Origin of the sequence: Butyrivibrio sp. TB (assembly GCF_900110805.1) — a bacterium.
Lineage (GTDB): Bacteria > Bacillota > Clostridia > Lachnospirales > Lachnospiraceae > Butyrivibrio > Butyrivibrio fibrisolvens_C.
Window position 1 is genome coordinate 18,161 of the sequence record NZ_FOER01000004.1, and the last position, 17,950, is coordinate 36,110.

Sequence of the window (17,950 nt, forward strand, 5' to 3'; positions counted from 1 at the left end):
ATTATTTATAGGTATCTGCTGTGATATTATCAAGATCTGCATCTTTGGTTTCTTTGACTTTGGTTATCAGTATTATAAGGCTTAGAGCCATAAACGGAAGACAGATGATCATGAACAGTACATCCATGGGAAGGAAGTTCTGACATACGATGAAGATTGTCTGTCCCAGGAACATACCGGCACCTATCAGTACAGATATGGTGCCCATTACAGAAGATCTCATACCGGAAGGAGAAGATTCGGCAGGCATGGTCAGTATCAAGGTATCAGACATGGACCAAAGGCCACCTATTGAGCATCCGTATGAGATTCCTGCTGCTATAGGTCCAAGCCCCAGTCTGCAGGAGAGGACGAACATCAAAAGACCTATTATCGTAACAGATCCTAGTATCAGGCATACCTTCTTACGACCAAGCTTATCTGAGAAGAATCCGCTTAATATTGTAACAAGCCCGTTGAAGAAAGGATATATTACAAGAGCAGTTGCTACCATATCTGTAGACATGGCTCCTTCAAGTACAGTTGCATAGTAAGAAGTATAGAATGTTGTAGCAAAAAAGATAAAGCCTGCTATGAAGATCCAGCGTAGCTGCTTGTTAGTAAATATAAAACGGATTGCTCTAAAAACTCCGCCTTCTTCAGAAGTGCCTTTTTCCTTATCTTCTCGTATTTTCTTTTCTCTTTCATCTTTGGTCAGAGATAGGTATCCCATTCGCTGTTCCAGAAATACAGGTGTTTCATGCATGAAAAGATATGATAATAATCCAATCACTATAGCAGAGACTACCGGGATCGCATAGACAAGACGCCAGCTTGAAGGCTCATTGTCATTAAGGAATATCCTTGAGAATACACCGATAAGCGATACACTTACAAGCGCAATGCCCTTAGCTATAAAGCTATATGTGGCACGCTTTTGCTTGGGCGCTGTCTCCATTATATACAGAACCTGCATATCGTTTGGAGTAAAAAACATCATAAAAAGCATTCCCAGAATGTACCAGGCAACATTTTGCGATGTCATTACAATGCACATACCTATGCCCATTCCAACCGTATTGATCATAAGAAAGAGCTTCCGCCCGTATTTATCGGACAGAGCTTTATAAAAAGGCGTTATTATAAGAAGCAGGTTAGAGAACACCTGAATAGGTGCAACAACATTAAAAGCTTTGGTATACTCGGGTGTATTAACATTTCTTGATGAGATATTAAACAGATCGAATAGAACATAAGGCTGCATTGCAGCATTCATATTGGAAGTGATCTCATCTACGATATATATTATCGTAAGTAGGATCATAGCTACTCCAATATAGTGAAGAGGCTTTTTTCTCGAAGCTTCCTTTTGCAGTCTGCATAACTGCTTTGATTCTTTTTCTGTAGTATTCATTTGTGATTTCCCCCTGTAGAAAGTAAGTACCCATCTACTATTATAGCGTTTATATACAGACATGAAGAGTTTTTATATAAGAAATAAGTAGAAAATCATAAACAAAACGATATGAAAGCAAAAAAGAATGCGTAATACCGTTGACTGCATACCATTCGACATATGGAATTAACGTTTCGTCAGGATTGGCTGACAAGAAAAAATATCAATACTATAATGGGGACGAAATTTTTTGGGGGTGGAGCGAATGATTTATGGCTTGTATATGTATAGAAAAAGGTATGTGTGAAAGCGATCTGGTTCGCCTTGCCAGGGCTGATGGATATTTTGGTAACTCATCAGAAGATGATGCAGCAATGACAAACAGTTTGAACAGTGGTAAAGCGGTTGTGCCCTTCCACTTGACGTCAGATAAAGAAGGTGAGATAGATGCTTCAATCGATGATGTGCATGATGAAATCACCAGTAATATATCGGTATAATGTTAATTCCATGGATTTAGTTTCATTAGAACAAGTTAGTGAAGCTATTGGTTTGGTAGATGAAGCAGTTGCAAAGCTGGGAATTAGCACAGTTACAGCAGAAAATCAGGAAGAAGTAATATTATGGATCAAAGAGGAATTAAAAGATGGTTAAGAATAGAAAAATTATATTTGCAACTATAATTATTACTGTATTTGTAGTAATAATTATTATTCTCCTAAATAGAGATCGCATAAAAAGAGAAGAAGAGTTTAAAAGAGAATTGGAGTTGCTATATGAAGATGAGACTTTTGCATTGGGGATGGATACTTACAATTGTTATAGAGATTTTAGTTATGTCGACGTGAACTGGCTAATCATTAGTTTGGCATCGTATAACCATTACACAAAAGAGGAATTATCAGTAGAAGAGGTCAAGGAATTTCTGTCTTCGGAGTATGACGATAACGGAGAGTTATATGTATTGAATCCGCCTGAAAATATAGCAAAGTTTATTATTTGGTCTAAGAGTGGGGGAAGATCTTTGACTGGTGAATATTATATACATCTATGTAGATTTCAAGATGATAATAGCGAGAAATATACTTTGAAGTCTGCTTTGATAATGGATGAAGAAAAACTGTACGAACTAATAGAAGATTTTGAAAATTGTCCTAACAGAGAGGAATATGACAATTTTTTTTGATGTAATTTGGAGTCTTTTGAATAGTAAGTAATAATGTTTGTGATGCTATAAAGGCGGAATAAAGTTAAATTCCTTGATAAAAACGGAACATTTGAGCTTGAGGATGCGGATCTTTGTAACAATCTGTATTTTCCGCTTGCAAGCGAGCGCGGCCTTAAGAGATGCGTGACACCCCTTCTGTCCGGTGATTCCAAGATCGATCAGAACCACTTCATCTTGGAACCCATGAGCATTGAAAACCTTAATAAAAACAGACTTACCAGGAATTTCTGGTGCCTTGTTAATGGGGCGCCATGGTCTGCAAACGGCAGCAGTGCATCACAGAATGTAGGTAGACTAACTGATGACAGGGAGCCCTGTAAGGTTACTGCCGGATTCATGTGGCACAAAGTAGAAAGAGAAAATCTTTGCCCAAGGATGAATTGCTAAAGGCTGTAAATAAATTTTTTGTATCTAATAAATGGTAGAACATTCATACGCGGTGATGTAGTTTTTTGACATCATACATGCGATTATCTGAAAGCTCTAAAAGAGTATCAATGCTAAGGGTTTCTGAATAAATGGCATGGCCTATAGACGCTTTTATGCTTATATTGTTACCATCAATATTTAAAGGGCTGTCAATATAGCGATAAATACGCTTTTCCAAAGATTCTATGTCAGAACTTGAAAATAGCTGATGAATAACAATAAACTCATCTCCGCCATATCTGAAAGCAACACTGTTATCGGCACAGGCATTCGTAATAGACTTGGCCACAGATGTAAGTACCATATTGCCATATTCGTGTCCATGTTTATCATTGATTCTTTTAAAATGATCAAGATCTATCATGAACAGTACAAAGTCGGTTTTCTTTGCTTTGTATTGTTTTTCATATTCAAGGATAATATTTCCGAAGGCTCGTCGGTTGAGAATCCCTGTAAGATCATCAGTATTACTTAAGTGTGATAGCCTGTTTTTCTCTTCGACTTCATCTGTTATATCAAGAAAATATCCCACAAGGCCGATGATCTTTCCGTCAGAATAAAGAGGACATTTGGAGGCTTTGATCTTTCGAAGCTTTCCTTTGACGATGCATTCGCCGGGAACATTTAGTATGGACTGTCCGGTATTAAGTACCTGTAATTCGATCTTCTTGAAAGGCTCCGGATCTATATGCCATCCCATATCTTCATCATTTTTACCGATAATATCATCGATACCGGATAGACCATAGTAATCCAAAAACATCTGATTTGCGCCAAGAAAACGCCTGTCACTGTCTTTCCAGAAAATACCTACTGGTAATAATTTTAGAATATTGTCAAGAAGGTTAGAATCGGTTATTTTATCCATAATATGCGTCCTGTAAGAATAGATATAGTAAACAGTATTTAAACTATACAGAAAATAGTGGAGCAAAAAAGCAGATTAAAAATGACATACATCTTCTTATAATTGTATCAAATATTTTTGTTTTATTGAATATATAATTTAGCGAGAAAGTTTTTTTTATCCTCTATCCAAGATGAGGGTACATGAGTATTGTGAATATATGTTATGATATAGATATCAATTTATTCGGGGGTCTTTTTATGGATAATAAAAAAGCCGTTGTATCACTAGGCCACGAAGCGCTGGGATATACAACCAATGAACAAAAAGAGGCAGTTTCCAGAACAGCCAAAGCTCTTGCTGATCTTGCACAGGCAGGGTATCAGCTTACAATAACTCATTCAAATGGACCGCAGGTCAGCATGATACACAAAGCCATGACTGAGCTGCACAGGATATATATTGACTATACGCCGGCACCTATGAGTGTTTGCAGCGCCATGAGCCAAGGCTATGTAGGATACGATATTCAGAGTGCTCTACGTAGTGAACTTGAGCAAAGAGGCATCTCCAAGACAGTTACCACAGTCCTTACACAGGTCACTGTTGATCCATATGATGAGGCGTTCTACTCTCCAACTAAGGTTATAGGCCGATATATGTCCAAAGAGGATGCTGAAACCCAGATCAAAAAGGGCAATTATGTCAAGGAAGTTCCCGGTAAGGGATACCTTAGAATAGTTGCAGCTCCCAAACCTATAAATATCGTAGAGTTGGATGCGATAAAGCTTCTTGCCGATGCAGGTGTAGAGGTAATTGCCTGCGGCGGTGGCGGAATCCCTGTCCTTGAACAGGAGCACAAATTAAAAGGAGCATCAGCTGTAATCGAGAAGGATGCTATTGCAGGTAAGCTTGCGGCAGACCTTAAGGCAGACCGCCTTGTAATACTTACATCTGTTCCATGTGTATATACATCTTTTGGTAAGGAAGATCAGGCTCCAATCGAGAAGATGACTATTGCCAAGGCAAAAGAGTATATAGAAGCGGGCGAATTCGGAGAAGGAGACATGCTTCCCAAGATAGAAGCTGCCATACAGTTCCTTGAAGCTAATCCTGAAGGATCAGTACTTATAACATCACTGGATCACGTATCGGATGCACTTAAAGGCCGCTCCGGAACATTCATTACAGCATAATAACACCGGATACGGGAAAGAAACCGGGGACAAAGTTAAGGGACCATTTTTGGATTCAAGATCCAAGAAGTGGTCCCTTTAATTCTTCATCTGGAAGTCTTTTATTTGACAGCTGTTCTCTGCTTTTTAAGAATCTATCTTTATCTTTTGGAATCAGCCTTCAGTTTCTACAGCACCTGGCATAGATGAGGCATTTTCATCTGTAGTATAGAACTCGGCTTCGTCAGATGCATTCCATCCGGATTCTAAATAGATATTGCCGTCATCTGAGATGAAGAGAGTAAGGTTTCTGGTTACTCCATGAGGCGCTACTGATGTAAACCACCTTCCGGACATTGTAGTGCCATCACCAAATATAGCTTCACCAATAGAGGTTTCAAAGATTCCATATAAAATAGGAGTCTCAAAATACTCTTCATAATCAAGTCCGTTATCACTAAGAAGCTTATTGATAGCTGTAAGCTCATCTTCTGTAAAAGCAAACTCAATATCATGTTCATTAATATATTCAGGCTCGGTCGTCACATAGGTTCCATTGGCGGATACGCCTCCTCCCATGCATCCAAAGCCCCTTTGAGCAATCTCCATTGATTCGCCGCTTATTTTGAAAAAGTATACAGCATCAAATTCTTCGTCTACAGCGAACATAGTATTCTCCGAAAGATAGTAACCTGTAATATTATCTATATCTCCACAGTTGCCGTAGTGGTCGAAACTACCATTTACAAGGCAGGTACTTTTTGAAACTTCTTCTATTTCGACATAGCCATCTACACCCATAGCTACATATGTCCTGTTCCAGGTGCCGATGAATTTGCTGTTATCTATATCGGATACTCCGTTTTTGAGTGTCTGGAGCTTTGAATCATCAACTTCTATACTTGGATCATTAAAAAGTTCTTCGAACAAGTCACAAGCTGCAATATAGCCTTCTGAAGAAGAGATAAGAGCGGTGGACTCATCATCTACCAGATCATCGCTTGTATCAATTGATGAAGCGTCAGATGAGTTGTCAGATGCGTCTTTCGAGCTTGAATTATTAGAATCAGTATTTACATCTGTTGTTATGACTATAGATGCATCATCAGTAGAACTTAGATTTTCGATATTAGCGTCAGTGCATCCTATGAGAAAAGAAGCAGATAGAGATGCGAGCAAAGCTTTTGCAAGTATTTTTTTCATAATAGTCCTCTTATTAATAGATAAGCATGATCTATTGAACGTATCTTATAAAAATATACTATCAATATACATGTCTATGATCTTGTGATCAAAAAGATACTATTATTAAAAACTATAATAGTTATATTTTCAAGGGTTGTATATTTTGTGATATTATAAAAAACCCCGGAAAATGAATGAACATCTTCCGGGGGATATTGTACTAATGAGCAGATGATATTACAGATCGGATACATGGAATACTTCCAGTAGTTCAGTAAGCTCGGTTGAGATATTCTCAAGTGTAGCAGAAAGATCGCTGATATTCTCGACAGTGTTGTTGACTTCCTGCATTGAAGCACTTGTCTCCTGAGCGCTTGCAGCATTTTCTTCTGATATAGCTGACAGTGAACTCATTGTATCGTTTAGATCAACGCATTTGGTTCTGGTGATCTCTGCTGCATCCTTGGCTTTGTTGAAGTTCTCACGTACATCTGCGATCATACTGATAACATCTCGTACAGCCTCAGCTGTTTCATCGCTTATCTGCTGCTGGCCTCCAACTGCGTCATTGAGCTGGTTTACGGTTCTTACTGCGGATTCGGAGCTGTCGGATAGTCCCTTCATGATCTCGCCGATACGCTGAGCGGACTGAGATGACTGAACTGACAGATCCTGAATCTCTGTAGCAACGACCGCGAAGCCTTTACCTGCTTCACCTGCTCTTGCAGCTTCGATTGATGCATTAAGTGACAAGAGGTTGGTTCTGGAACTTATCTCATTAATAGCTGCAACGGCATTCTGAACTTCTTCTACAGAATCACCCATTGCTTTTACTTTTTCTGATACATCAGCAAGTGAATCTGCTGACTGGGTCATGGCAACTTTTAACTTCTCGAAGTTAGCCTGCATGTTGTCGGAAGACTCTGCCATAGCATTGGCTTTCTCGTCAGCAGCATCAACTTCATTATTGAGGGTTTCAACATTCTGAAGAATCTCCTGAATAGCGTTAACACCGTCCTGAACACTCTCAGCCTGATTGGTAGCACCATCGGCAATCTCACCTACAGCTATAGTGATGTTAGCACTGTTGTCCTTGGTCTGTGCTGCGCCCTGAGCCAGTTCGATAGAGGAGTCGTGGACACTTATAGAATCGTTCTTGGCACCTTTTAAGAGCTTGCTTACAGAATGTCTCATCTTTTCAAGCTGCTGCATGAGTATACCAAAATCATCATGAAGCTCTGTGTATTTAGGATCTATATGTCTTGAGAAGTCTCCGCTTCCCATTTCATCAAGCCATACAGAAGTATCCTTTAATGGACCTACGATAGATCTTGTGAGCATTACTGTCAGTACTACAGATATTATGATAAGTACAACACCTGTACCTATGGAGATGACAGATATGTTGGCTGCTTTGGCGGATAGGACGCCTTCATGCTCAGCAGTAGTAGAATCTATATAATCAATATAGTTACCGGTTCCTATAACCCATTCGAAGTTAGGATAAGCTTTGGTATAGGCTCTCTTTGGTGAAGGCTCTGTCTCGCCGGCCTTTGGGAAGTAGTATTCGTTGAAGTAGCCTTCGTTTAAATTCTTTTTGGCACCTTCAATGAAGTCAGCCACCATTGCAAATCCCTGACTATCTTTGGATCCCAATCTGTTGGTTCCTTCTGTCTCGTTTCCAAGGAGGACTACATTGACGCCGTCATAGGTATCAACCCACAGATATCCGGCTTCGCCATAGGTTATACCTCTTATAACAGTCGCGGAATATTCTTTGGCTTCATCAAGTGTCATTGCACCGGCCTGATACAATCCATAATATGTATCGCAGATTGCGAAGGCCGTATCAACTTCGTTTTTTATCTGATCATCATAGTCCTGACTGATGGAATCTTTGATGATCTCAACTGAAGTCGACTGAATCTGACTCATTCCTATTATAGCCATACCGCTTAATCCGATCATGGCTATTACTACAACTGCAAGAAGGATACTTAGCTTTGTTCTGACTTTCAGATTTTTCATAAGATTTTCCTCTATTAAACATATAAATATATGGTTTTGGGAAAAAGAAACACCCAATGACTAGAAGATATTTCGGGTTTTTGGCCATAATTATTTAGCGGCTGAAGATTATTTTTTTAAGTTAAAAAATAGACTGTGCAATGACCCAAAAGAGCTTTTGGCATCAGGTGCATCATATATATTAGTGATGGTAGTAACAGCCAGGGGATACATTATCTAAAAGTTATTGTTAGAGCCTTTGTTGTGATATACTATTTAAAGTATTGTGCTTAACATGCATATCAGGGAGGTTCAAGATGGATATCGCACTTAAAATCACACAGGAGCTTGGCGTTAACAAATGGCAGGTAGAAGCGGCCATTAAGCTTATCGATGAAGGTAATACCATACCTTTTATTTCCAGATATAGGAAAGAAGTAACAGGTTCACTTAACGATGAGCAGCTCCGTAACCTTGATGAGAGGCTCAAATACTTAAGGGGCCTTGAGGACAAGAAGCAGACTGTCCTTGCGTCCATAGAAGAGCAGGGTAAGCTCACAGAAGAACTTAAGAACAAGATCATAGCAGCAGAGACTATAGTAGCTGTTGATGACTTGTATCTTCCATATAGACCTAAGAGAAAGACAAGGGCAAGCGTAGCAAGAGAAAAGGGTCTTGAGAAGCTTGCTGATATCATAAGACAGCAGAAGATCTCTATAGATGAACTTATAGTAAAGGCAGGAGAGTTTGTCACATCAGGTGATGTACCTGCAGATAAAGAAGTCAAGAATGTCAAGGAAGCCCTTCAGGGTGCCAAGGATATAATCGCAGAGGAACTGTCTGATAATGCAGATGTTCGCACTTATATCCGTGAAGCTACTATGCAGGAAGGCCTTATATCATCTACTGCCAAGGATGATAAGGCGGAGAGTGTATATGAGCAGTATTATGCTTATGAAGAGCCTGTAAGCAAGATCGTAGGACACAGAGTCCTTGCTCTTAATAGAGGAGAAAAAGAGAAATTCCTTAATGTTAAGATATCTGCTCCTGTAGACAGGATTCAGATGTTCCTTAATAAGACTCTTAGTCCTGATGGAGAGACTCCTCTATCTCCTGTAATAGCAGAGATATGTCAGGATGCATATGATCGTCTTATAGCTCCTGCTATCGAAAGAGACATAAGGAATGAACTTACAGAAAAAGCTGAGGATTCTGCAATCACAGTATTTGGTAAGAACCTCCAGCAGCTTCTCATGCAGCCACCTATTGCGGGTAAGACTGTACTTGGCTGGGATCCTGCTTTTAGAACAGGTTGTAAGCTTGCAGTAGTAGATCCTACAGGTAAAGTTCTGGATACTAAGGTTATTTTCCCAACAGCACCTCAGAACAAGGTAGATGAGGCTAAATTTGAACTCAAGAAGCTTATCAAGAAGTATGGCATAGACCTTATCTCAGTTGGTAATGGTACAGCATCCCGTGAGTCGGAGCAGGTTATAGTAGAACTTATCAAAGAGGTCGATACCAATCTTCAGTACGTTATAGTTAATGAGGCCGGAGCTTCCGTATACTCTGCAAGTAAGCTTGCTACAGAAGAGTTCCCTCAGTTCGATGTAGGCCAGAGGTCTGCAGCATCTATAGCAAGACGTCTTCAGGATCCTCTTGCAGAACTTGTTAAGATAGATCCTCAGTCTATCGGCGTAGGTCAGTACCAGCATGACATGAACCAGAAGAAGCTCGCAGAAGCACTTGGCGGAGTTGTAGAAGACTGCGTTAACAAGGTAGGCGTAGATCTTAATACAGCATCTGCACCACTTCTTACATATATATCAGGTATCAGCAAGCCTATTGCCAAGAATATTGTTGAGTATAGAGAGAAGAACGGCAGATTCACATCCCGTGAACAGCTCCTTAATGTACCTAAGCTCGGACCGAAGGCTTATGAACAGTGTGCAGGATTCCTCAGGATCCATGATGGAGACAATCCTCTTGATGATACTTCAGTTCATCCTGAGACATATGAAGCTACCAGAAAGCTCATGGAGAGACTTGGAATCACTATGGATGATGTCAGAGAAGCTCAGAAGCAGGCAGCAAAGAGCATAGCTCCCGGAGCACAGAAAGCCAAGGCTTCTGACAATAAGGCTTCCAAGCAGGGATCTAAGAATGACAACCGCCGCAGAAATGAAAATAAAGTCGTAATAAGAAATACAGGAACAGCAATGGGCGCGGCTCTTGCAGCAGCATTTGGCACAGCATTTGTTGCTGATGGATCATCGGACAACAAGAAAAGCTCAGGTTCAAAAGGCGGATCAGCAAGTGCAAATAATGGCAGCAGCGTATCATCTTCCAAAGGCACAGCAGGATCTCTTTCTGCAAAGCTTGGAGATAAGGCTAAGCTTGCAGCAGATCTTGGAATAGGTGAGATCACTCTTACAGATATCGTATCTGAGCTTGAAAAGCCAAGCCGTGACCCTCGTGAGAGCATGCCGGCACCAGTCCTTCGCTCAGATGTAATGGATATGAAGGACTTAAAGCCCGGAATGATCCTTAAGGGAACAGTACGTAACATAGTAGATTTCGGTGCCTTTGTTGATATAGGTGTGCATCAGGACGGACTTGTACATATATCTCAGATCACAGACCGCTATATTAAGCACCCTCTGGAGGCTGTGAGCGTTGGCGATATCGTCGAAGTTCAGGTTATAGAGGTTGATATTAAGAAGCAGAGAATCGGACTTACAATGAAGATCAAGAACCAGAGCAAGTAAGCTTTGGATAGAGGGATATGAGAAAACAAATCTTATCTGCGTTAATAATCATAACAGTTTTGTTCACAGAGTTGTCTTTTGCAAGTAAAGGCAGCTCTATGGATGATACTATTGCCAGCATGCAGGAAGAGGAAGCCAAGACTCAGGAGAAGATATCTGATCTTGAGAAGCAGACTCAGGAAACTCAGAATGCTATAGATGAGCTCAATGAGCAAAAAGAGCAGACACAGAACAATGTATCATCTCTTCAGAATCAGAAGTCTCAGCTGCAGGATACTGTAGATGACTATTCTGACAAGCTTGAAACGCTCAGCGCTGAGATCACAGAGACAGAGAGTGCCATGGCAGAAGTTTCAGCTCAGATCATTGCACTAAATGAAGACCTTCAGGCTGCGGAGACTCTTAGAAAAGAGCGATATGAAAGCCTTAAAAAGCGTATGCAGATGACATACGAAAGAGGCGGTGATGAAAGTCTTCTTTTGATCCTTTTTGACTCAACATCACTTCAGGACTTCCTGACCAAATATGAATATATCAATGATATAGTAGCCTACGACCAGATGAAGATGGAAGAATATCAGGCTCTCGTAGACAGCATAGCTGCGCAGATAGCGGAGATAGAGAAAAAAGAAGCAGAGCTCGATGAATATCAAACGCAGCTTGATGAAAAGCATGAAGAGCTTGCTGATCTGACAGATACGGTAATGGGGCAGCTGTCTTCTACCAACAGTACCCTTTCTTCTGAAAGAAGTAAGCTGGATGATTATGACAAGCAGTTATCCGATCTTGATGAAAAGATGAAGTCCCTTGAATCCCAGACAGCAGCTGCTCAGGCAGAACTTGCCAAGCAGATAGCAGAAAGACTTGCTCTTACCAAGGAAGATACATCAGGTTCATACAGCGCTTCTGCATCAGAGCTTGAATGGCTTGCTGCAACAATACAGGCAGAAGCAGGAGGCGAGTCCTATACGGGTAAGCTTGCTGTAGGCTCTGTTATCATGAACAGGGTTAAGAGTTCGGCATTCCCTAATGATATTGTAAGTGTTATAACCCAGACCAATCAGTTCGCATCCTACAGGTCAGGTAAGGTTGAACTTATCATATCGGCTGGTCCCAATTCCACCTGCATTCAGGCAGCTCAGGAAGTTCTGGGCGGAGCCCGTGTGGGCGACTATCTCTTCTTCATGACCCAGTATTGGGCTGACTATTACGGGATCAGTGAATATACCATGATAGGTAACCATGCATTCTTCTACCGCTGGGTTACCAACAAGAAGTCAGAAGAACAGAGCACTCCGGATACAAGTACTTCGGAACAGAGTGAACCTGCAGATAATACTCAGGATAGCGGATCACAGGATGCACTTCCGGAGGACAATGCTGTACCTGAAGCTACTCCCGAAGATAATGGTGAAGGAGATGGCGGATCAGAAGGCGATGGCGGATCAGAAGGCGATGGGCAAAAAGGATCTGGTGATGGAGAAAACACGCAGTGATATCACGTAATATGTATAAAATATATAGTGATAGATCTGATTGAATGGATAAAAACGGAAAATTGTCTATTGATATATAAGAAAATGTATTGTACTATATGTGTGAATGACTAAGAATAAGTTATTCACACATATTTTTAATTCTCTTATTCAGAGTGGTGGAGGTACATAGGACCTGTGAAGCCACGGCAACCCCTTGATCATATCAGGAAGGTGCCAACCTGAGCGTGCAAATTACGAGCAATAAGAGGATCTGAGACCAATATCAGTTCCGCTTGTTTGTGCACGCAACAAGCGGATTTTTTGTGCGCTAAATAGCGCGGTGTGTTTACACACAGAAAGGAAAACTAATGGATAAGTTTATTTTCACTTCCGAGTCAGTTACAGAAGGACATCCGGATAAAATCTGTGATAACATCTCTGATGCTATCCTTGATGCCTGCATAGCACAGGATCCTATGAGCCGTGTAGCTTGCGAGACAGCAACATGCACAGGTTTCGTTCTCATCACTGGTGAGATCACAACTAAGGCAGTAGTTGACTATGCCAAGATCGCTAGAGAGACAATCTGCGAGATCGGTTATGACAGCTCAGCTAAGGGCTTTGATGGTAACACATGTGCTGTACTTGTAGCACTTGATCAGCAGTCAGCTGATATCGCTATGGGTGTTGATAAGGCTCTTGAAGCTAAAGAGAACCAGATGACAGATGAGCAGCTTGAAGCTATCGGTGCCGGAGATCAGGGTATGATGTTCGGTTATGCTACAAACGAGACAGAAGAATACATGCCATACGCTATCAGCCTTGCACACAAGCTTACCAAGAAGCTTACAGAAGTTAGAAAGAACGGAACACTTGATTACCTTAGAGCAGATGGTAAGAGCCAGGTATCTGTTGAGTATGATGAGAATGGTAAGGTTAAGAGACTTGAAGCTATCGTTATCTCAACTCAGCATGATGAAAAGGTTACCCAGGAACAAATCCACGCTGATATCAAGAAGTATGTTATCGACGCAGTTGTTGATGCAGCTATGGTTGATGCTAACACCAAGATCTATATCAATCCTACAGGACGTTTTGTAATCGGCGGACCTCAGGGTGATGCCGGTCTTACAGGTCGTAAGATCATTGTTGATACTTATGGCGGAGCAGCTCGTCACGGCGGCGGTGCTTTCTCTGGTAAGGACTGCACTAAGGTTGACCGCAGCGCAGCATATGCAGCAAGATACGTTGCTAAGAATATCGTAGCAGCAGGTCTTGCAGACAAGGCTGAGATCCAGCTTTCATATGCTATCGGTGTAGCACAGCCTACATCTGTTCTTGTAGATACATTCGGAACAGGTAAGGTTTCTAATGAGAAGCTTACAGAGGCTGTTCGTAAGGTATTCGACCTTCGTCCTGCTGGAATCATCAAGATGCTCGACCTTCGCCGTCCAATCTACAAGCAGACAGCAGCTTACGGCCACTTCGGACGTAACGACCTTAATCTTCCTTGGGAGCAGACTGATAAGGTAGAAGAGCTCAAGGCAGCAGTTAATGCATGATCAGCTTGATTAAAAATAGAAATAAAAAAATGTAATAATATAAAAAGCGTCCCCCTTAAGGATCTGATTTTCCTTAAGGGGGACGCTTTCATTAACTGCTAATAGTATAAGGCAGGTGTCAAAAGTCCCGTCAAACCCTTATGTCATCTGTACATTTTCACTTCCAAATTTATCCTGCAGCATGGTCATGACTTCTTCTCCCGCATTGAATTTGATGCCGGGATATTTCTTCATCTGTTTGGTGTCTTTGAGGTAGGCGATTATAGAATCTTTACCGCCGTGACCTTCTATGATGCTGAGCATTTCTTTTTCGCTTATATCAAAAGCTTCCCTGTTTGCAAACTGAACCCATACTGTTCGTGGGATCTCTTCAAAGGTCATGACTTTGTCAGCCATGAGTTTGGCGTCTTTTTCATCTTCGACGGATACATGGCCTTCGATTATTACGTGGGCATCTTCTGATAGCTTCATGGCAGCACGCTCATAGATCTTAGGGAATACTATGACTTCTACAGCGCCTGTCAGATCTTCGAGTGTTACGAATGCCATCATTTTATCATTTTTGGTATACTTAGTCCTTCTGTCTGTGACCATGCCGGCAAGAGTTACCTTTTGTCCTTCTGTAACTTTAGGTGTTCCTGTTTCCTCATCGAGATAGAAATCTGTTGTGAGGTTTGTAGAGTGTTTTTTCATAAAAGAGGCATAGGCTTCAAGCGGGTGACCACTTACATAAAAGCCCAGGACTTCTTTTTCAAAATTAAGGAGCTCTTCCTTATCAAACTCGCCTACATCAGGAAGCGGTATCTCGAACTGGTGCTTTTCTTCAGGTGCTGCAAAATCAAAAAGCGACATCTGACCTGCCATTGTGTTCTTGTTGTTATGGAGGGAGTCCATGATCTGCATGTATACATACATGTACTGGCGTCTTGTTCCTCCGAGGCAGTCAAGGGCGCCGGACTTGATGAAAGCTTCTACGGCTCTCTTATTCATCTGGCCATCACCGGACATCCTTGTGAGGAAGTCATTAAGGCTTCTGAACTTGCCGTTTAAGTGTCTTTCTGCTACTACAGCTTCTATGACAGGAGTTCCGACTGATTTGATTGCGGTAAGAGCGTATAATATCGCCTTGTGCTTGTGGTTGTCTAAAGAGGCCACGTTCATAGCTTTAGAGGAATGCTCTTCATTAGGGGATGCAGCGTTCTTAGTCGAAGAGGTGGCACTTTCATCTGTATCCTCGTAGGTACAAACTGAGAATCCCACTTCTCCCTGGTTAATATCAGGAGCAAGGATTTCTATTCCCATAGAGTGGCATACGGATATGTAATACGAAACCTTGGAAGGTACGTCTATTACTGATGTCATAAGGGATGCCATAAATTCTACAGGATAGTAGTATTTGAGCCAGGCTGTCTGCATGGCTACAACTGCGTAGCAGGCGGCATGGGACTTGTTAAATGCATATTTGGCAAAGTCCATCATGGAGTCGTAAATCTTGTTGGCAACATCTGTAGATATACCTTTTGAAGCACATCCGGGAACCCCTTCTTCGGGATTGCCGTTTACGAAGTTGTTCCTTTCAACTTCCATGACATGCTGCTTCTTCTTACTCATGGCACGTCTTACAAGGTCTGCTCGTCCCAGAGTATAACCTCCAAGCTGCTGTACTATCTGCATTACCTGCTCCTGATAGACGATACATCCGTAAGTTGGCTTTAAGATGGATTCAAGCTCAGGAGTGTCATAGGTTATGGATGACTGGTCGTTTTTGCCCTGGATATATTTAGGAATGAAATCCATCGGACCCGGGCGAAATAGGGATATACCGGCTATGACATCTTCAAGTGATCTTGGCTTTAGTTCCTTCATGAATGACTGCATGCCGCCAGATTCCAGCTGGAAGATACCATCTGCATGACCGCTTCCTATAGATGCAAGGACCTTGGGATCGTTGTAGTCTATGTTGTCGATATCTATATAATTCTTATCACCTTTTTGGGCTCCAATAGAAGCGTTGGCTGCATTAACTGCATCTTTTATTACAGTTAGGGTTCGAAGCCCCAGAAAGTCCATCTTAAGAAGGCCCAGCTCTTCGATGGTAGTCATCGTGAACTGAGTTGTTATGGAACCTTCGGCTGATCTTGAAAGAGGGATCAGGTCTTCGGCATTTTTGGAGCAGATAACTACGCCTGCAGCATGGATCGAAGTATGCCTTGGAAGGCCTTCAAGTTTTCTGCACATTTCAAGAAGGTCATGAGCCTGGTCGTTTTCTTCGTATTCTTTTCTAAGTTCAGGATTCATCTCAAGAGCTTTATCAAGTGTTATCTTAAGCTCCATAGGAACCATTTTGGACAGGGTATCAGCATAGGCATAAGGGATATCCATAGCTCTTGCGACGTCTTTGATTACGCCTCTTGCAGCCATGGTTCCAAATGTTATGATCTGGACTACTTTATCTTTGCCATACTTTCTTGTCACATGATCTATAACGTCTTGGCGGCGTGTATATTCGAAGTCCACATCTATATCAGGCATGCTGACACGTTCCGGGTTAAGGAATCTTTCGAAGAGAAGATCATACTTAACAGGGTCTATATTAGTTATATGCATGCAGTAGGATACGACAGATCCTGCGGCGGAGCCTCTTCCCGGGCCTACCGCGATGTCATGCTCTCTTGACCAGTTGATGTAGTCCCATACAATGAGGAAGTAATCAACATAGCCCATCTTCTTGATGACAGACAGCTCGTAGTCAAGCTGCTTTCTGACTGTTCCGTCGTCATCAGGATATCTTTCTTTTAATCCGTCATCACAGAGCTTATTAAGGTATGTCCATGAATCGTAGCCTTCCGGTACATCGAAATGTGGGAGCTTGGTTACACCGAACTCTATCTCGACGTTACATCTGTCAGCTATTATCTGTGTGTTATCTATAGCTTCCTGAGCGTATGGGAAGAGGGCTCTCATCTCGTCTTCGCTCTTAACATAGTAGTCAGGCTTGCCGCTCATCCTCATACGGTCTTCGTCAGATACCTTGCGCTGCGTCTGTATGCACAAAAGTACGTCCTGAGCAGCAGCGTCTTCAGATCTTGTATAGTGGCAGTCGTTGGTTGCAACAAGTGGGATGTCCAGCTGCCTTGACATACGAAGTAGAGCATTGTTGACATCTGCCTGCTCCGGGATTCCGTGATCCTGCATCTCAAGGAAGAAGTTGCCGTGCCCGAAGATATCGTCATACTCTTTGGCAATTTCTACAGCCTTTTCATAGTTGCCTGATGTGATGGCCCTTGGGATAGCACCTGCAAGGCAGGCAGACAGGCATATGATGCCTTCGTGGTACTGCTTTAGAAGCTCTATATCAACTCGGGGCTTATAATAATAGCCTTCTGTAAAACCTCTGCTTACGATATGCGACAGGTTCTCATAGCCTTTGTTATTCTCTGCCAGAAGGATCAAGTGGAAGTATCTGTCTTCGCTTGAAGTATCCTTGTCAAAACGTGATCCCGGAGCTACATATACCTCGCATCCTATGATCGGCTTTATGCCGTTTGCTCTTGCTTCTTTATAGAAATCTATAACGCCGTACATGACGCCGTGGTCTGTGATGGCACCGGCGCTCATGCCTAGCTCTTTTAATCTTTTTACATATTCAGTTATCTTGTTGGCCCCGTCCAAAAGCGAATATTCAGTGTGGACGTGCAGATGTGTAAATGCCATATAAATCTCCCATTAGCTACTTGTAGACCTAATGGTATAATCATAACATATTTTTGAGTTTTTCATTGCAAGAAGAACCTTGTTGCGATAAACTTATAAAGAAGTATTTTTTGGAATTTATATTGATATTTTTTTGTCAAACTTCTAAAAGAAATTGGCTAGGAAGTATTGAAAGGAAGCAT

13 protein-coding genes and 1 riboswitch are annotated in these 17,950 nt (G+C 41.7%); of the genes, 8 read left to right on the forward strand and 5 right to left on the reverse strand.

What is annotated here, in order from left to right; all coding sequences use genetic code 11:
* Window position 1: 1 nt before the first annotated feature.
* The gene (locus tag BMX21_RS03550) at window positions 2-1,393 is read right to left on the reverse strand and encodes an MFS transporter (RefSeq protein ID WP_177173903.1); all 1,392 of its coding nucleotides are present in this window, start codon (window positions 1,391-1,393) and stop codon (window positions 2-4) included.
* 254 nt (window positions 1,394-1,647) lie between these two features.
* Between BMX21_RS03550 and BMX21_RS03555 the strand changes: the two genes are divergently transcribed.
* From BMX21_RS03555 to BMX21_RS03570, 4 genes are all read left to right on the forward strand, one after another.
* A complete protein-coding gene (locus tag BMX21_RS03555; protein WP_092041426.1) occupies window positions 1,648-1,875 on the forward strand; it encodes a hypothetical protein in 228 nt (75 codons plus the stop codon).
* Between the two features lie 10 nt (window positions 1,876-1,885).
* Window positions 1,886-2,029 (forward strand): hypothetical protein, encoded by a 144-nt coding sequence (locus BMX21_RS19285; protein ID WP_177173904.1) that lies wholly within the window; start codon window positions 1,886-1,888, stop codon window positions 2,027-2,029.
* The gene (locus tag BMX21_RS03565) at window positions 2,022-2,561 is read left to right on the forward strand and encodes a hypothetical protein (protein WP_092041432.1); all 540 of its coding nucleotides are present in this window, start codon (window positions 2,022-2,024) and stop codon (window positions 2,559-2,561) included. The genes BMX21_RS19285 and BMX21_RS03565 overlap by 8 nt, the downstream gene beginning before the upstream one ends.
* A gap of 165 nt (window positions 2,562-2,726) precedes the next feature.
* A complete protein-coding gene (locus BMX21_RS03570) occupies window positions 2,727-2,990 on the forward strand; it encodes a hypothetical protein (RefSeq protein ID WP_092041435.1) in 264 nt (87 codons plus the stop codon).
* Window positions 2,991-3,033: 43 nt separating this feature from the next.
* Here BMX21_RS03570 and BMX21_RS03575 read toward each other — a convergent pair whose 3' ends face one another.
* The gene (locus BMX21_RS03575; protein ID WP_092041438.1) at window positions 3,034-3,900 is read right to left on the reverse strand and encodes a GGDEF domain-containing protein; all 867 of its coding nucleotides are present in this window, start codon (window positions 3,898-3,900) and stop codon (window positions 3,034-3,036) included.
* A gap of 239 nt (window positions 3,901-4,139) precedes the next feature.
* On the opposite strand from BMX21_RS03575, the gene arcC reads away from it, so the two are divergent.
* Entirely contained in the window at window positions 4,140-5,075 is a 936-nt protein-coding gene (gene arcC / locus BMX21_RS03580; RefSeq protein WP_092041730.1) for a carbamate kinase, read from the forward strand.
* A gap of 153 nt (window positions 5,076-5,228) precedes the next feature.
* On the opposite strand, the gene BMX21_RS03585 is transcribed toward arcC, so the two are convergent.
* Both BMX21_RS03585 and BMX21_RS03590 read right to left on the reverse strand, forming a co-directional pair.
* Window positions 5,229-6,257, reverse strand: coding sequence for a hypothetical protein (locus BMX21_RS03585; protein ID WP_092041441.1), 1,029 nt, complete (start codon window positions 6,255-6,257; stop codon window positions 5,229-5,231).
* 219 nt (window positions 6,258-6,476) lie between these two features.
* Window positions 6,477-8,267 (reverse strand): methyl-accepting chemotaxis protein, encoded by a 1,791-nt coding sequence (locus BMX21_RS03590; protein WP_092041444.1) that lies wholly within the window; start codon window positions 8,265-8,267, stop codon window positions 6,477-6,479.
* Between the two features lie 296 nt (window positions 8,268-8,563).
* Between BMX21_RS03590 and BMX21_RS03595 the strand changes: the two genes are divergently transcribed.
* The 3 genes from BMX21_RS03595 (at window position 8,564) to metK (ending at window position 14,054) form a co-directional block, all read left to right on the forward strand.
* Entirely contained in the window at window positions 8,564-11,014 is a 2,451-nt protein-coding gene (locus BMX21_RS03595; protein WP_092041449.1) for a Tex family protein, read from the forward strand.
* Window positions 11,015-11,031: 17 nt separating this feature from the next.
* Window positions 11,032-12,510 (forward strand): LA_3659 family protein, encoded by a 1,479-nt coding sequence (locus tag BMX21_RS03600; protein WP_092041452.1) that lies wholly within the window; start codon window positions 11,032-11,034, stop codon window positions 12,508-12,510.
* Between the two features lie 143 nt (window positions 12,511-12,653).
* Window positions 12,654-12,760, forward strand: a riboswitch (SAM riboswitch).
* A gap of 100 nt (window positions 12,761-12,860) precedes the next feature.
* Window positions 12,861-14,054: a methionine adenosyltransferase gene (metK, locus tag BMX21_RS03605; RefSeq protein WP_022757816.1), complete on the forward strand. Its 1,194-nt coding sequence runs from the start codon at window positions 12,861-12,863 to the stop codon at window positions 14,052-14,054.
* Between the two features lie 138 nt (window positions 14,055-14,192).
* Here metK and BMX21_RS03610 read toward each other — a convergent pair whose 3' ends face one another.
* Window positions 14,193-17,768 carry a DNA polymerase III subunit alpha gene (locus tag BMX21_RS03610; protein ID WP_092041454.1) on the reverse strand — a complete coding sequence of 1,192 codons (3,576 nt, stop codon included), beginning with the start codon at window positions 17,766-17,768 and terminating at the stop codon, window positions 14,193-14,195.
* Between the last annotated feature and the right edge of the window lie 182 nt (window positions 17,769-17,950).

Bases quoted from the DNA above. Each gene is read 5' to 3' on its own strand.
- BMX21_RS03550 (WP_177173903.1), bottom strand. From the start codon at position 1,393: ATGAATACTACAGAAAAAGAATCAAAGCAGTTATGCAGACTGCAAAAG.
- BMX21_RS03555 (WP_092041426.1), top strand. From the start codon at position 1,648: ATGGCTTGTATATGTATAGAAAAAGGTATGTGTGAAAGCGATCTGGTT.
- BMX21_RS19285 (WP_177173904.1), top strand. From the start codon at position 1,886: ATGGATTTAGTTTCATTAGAACAAGTTAGTGAAGCTATTGGTTTGGTA.
- BMX21_RS03565 (WP_092041432.1), top strand. From the start codon at position 2,022: ATGGTTAAGAATAGAAAAATTATATTTGCAACTATAATTATTACTGTA.
- BMX21_RS03575 (WP_092041438.1), bottom strand. From the start codon at position 3,900: ATGGATAAAATAACCGATTCTAACCTTCTTGACAATATTCTAAAATTA.
- arcC (WP_092041730.1), top strand. From the start codon at position 4,140: ATGGATAATAAAAAAGCCGTTGTATCACTAGGCCACGAAGCGCTGGGA.
- BMX21_RS03585 (WP_092041441.1), bottom strand. From the start codon at position 6,257: ATGAAAAAAATACTTGCAAAAGCTTTGCTCGCATCTCTATCTGCTTCT.
- BMX21_RS03590 (WP_092041444.1), bottom strand. From the start codon at position 8,267: ATGAAAAATCTGAAAGTCAGAACAAAGCTAAGTATCCTTCTTGCAGTT.
- BMX21_RS03595 (WP_092041449.1), top strand. From the start codon at position 8,564: ATGGATATCGCACTTAAAATCACACAGGAGCTTGGCGTTAACAAATGG.
- BMX21_RS03600 (WP_092041452.1), top strand. From the start codon at position 11,032: ATGAGAAAACAAATCTTATCTGCGTTAATAATCATAACAGTTTTGTTC.
- metK (WP_022757816.1), top strand. From the start codon at position 12,861: ATGGATAAGTTTATTTTCACTTCCGAGTCAGTTACAGAAGGACATCCG.
- BMX21_RS03610 (WP_092041454.1), bottom strand. From the start codon at position 17,768: ATGGCATTTACACATCTGCACGTCCACACTGAATATTCGCTTTTGGAC.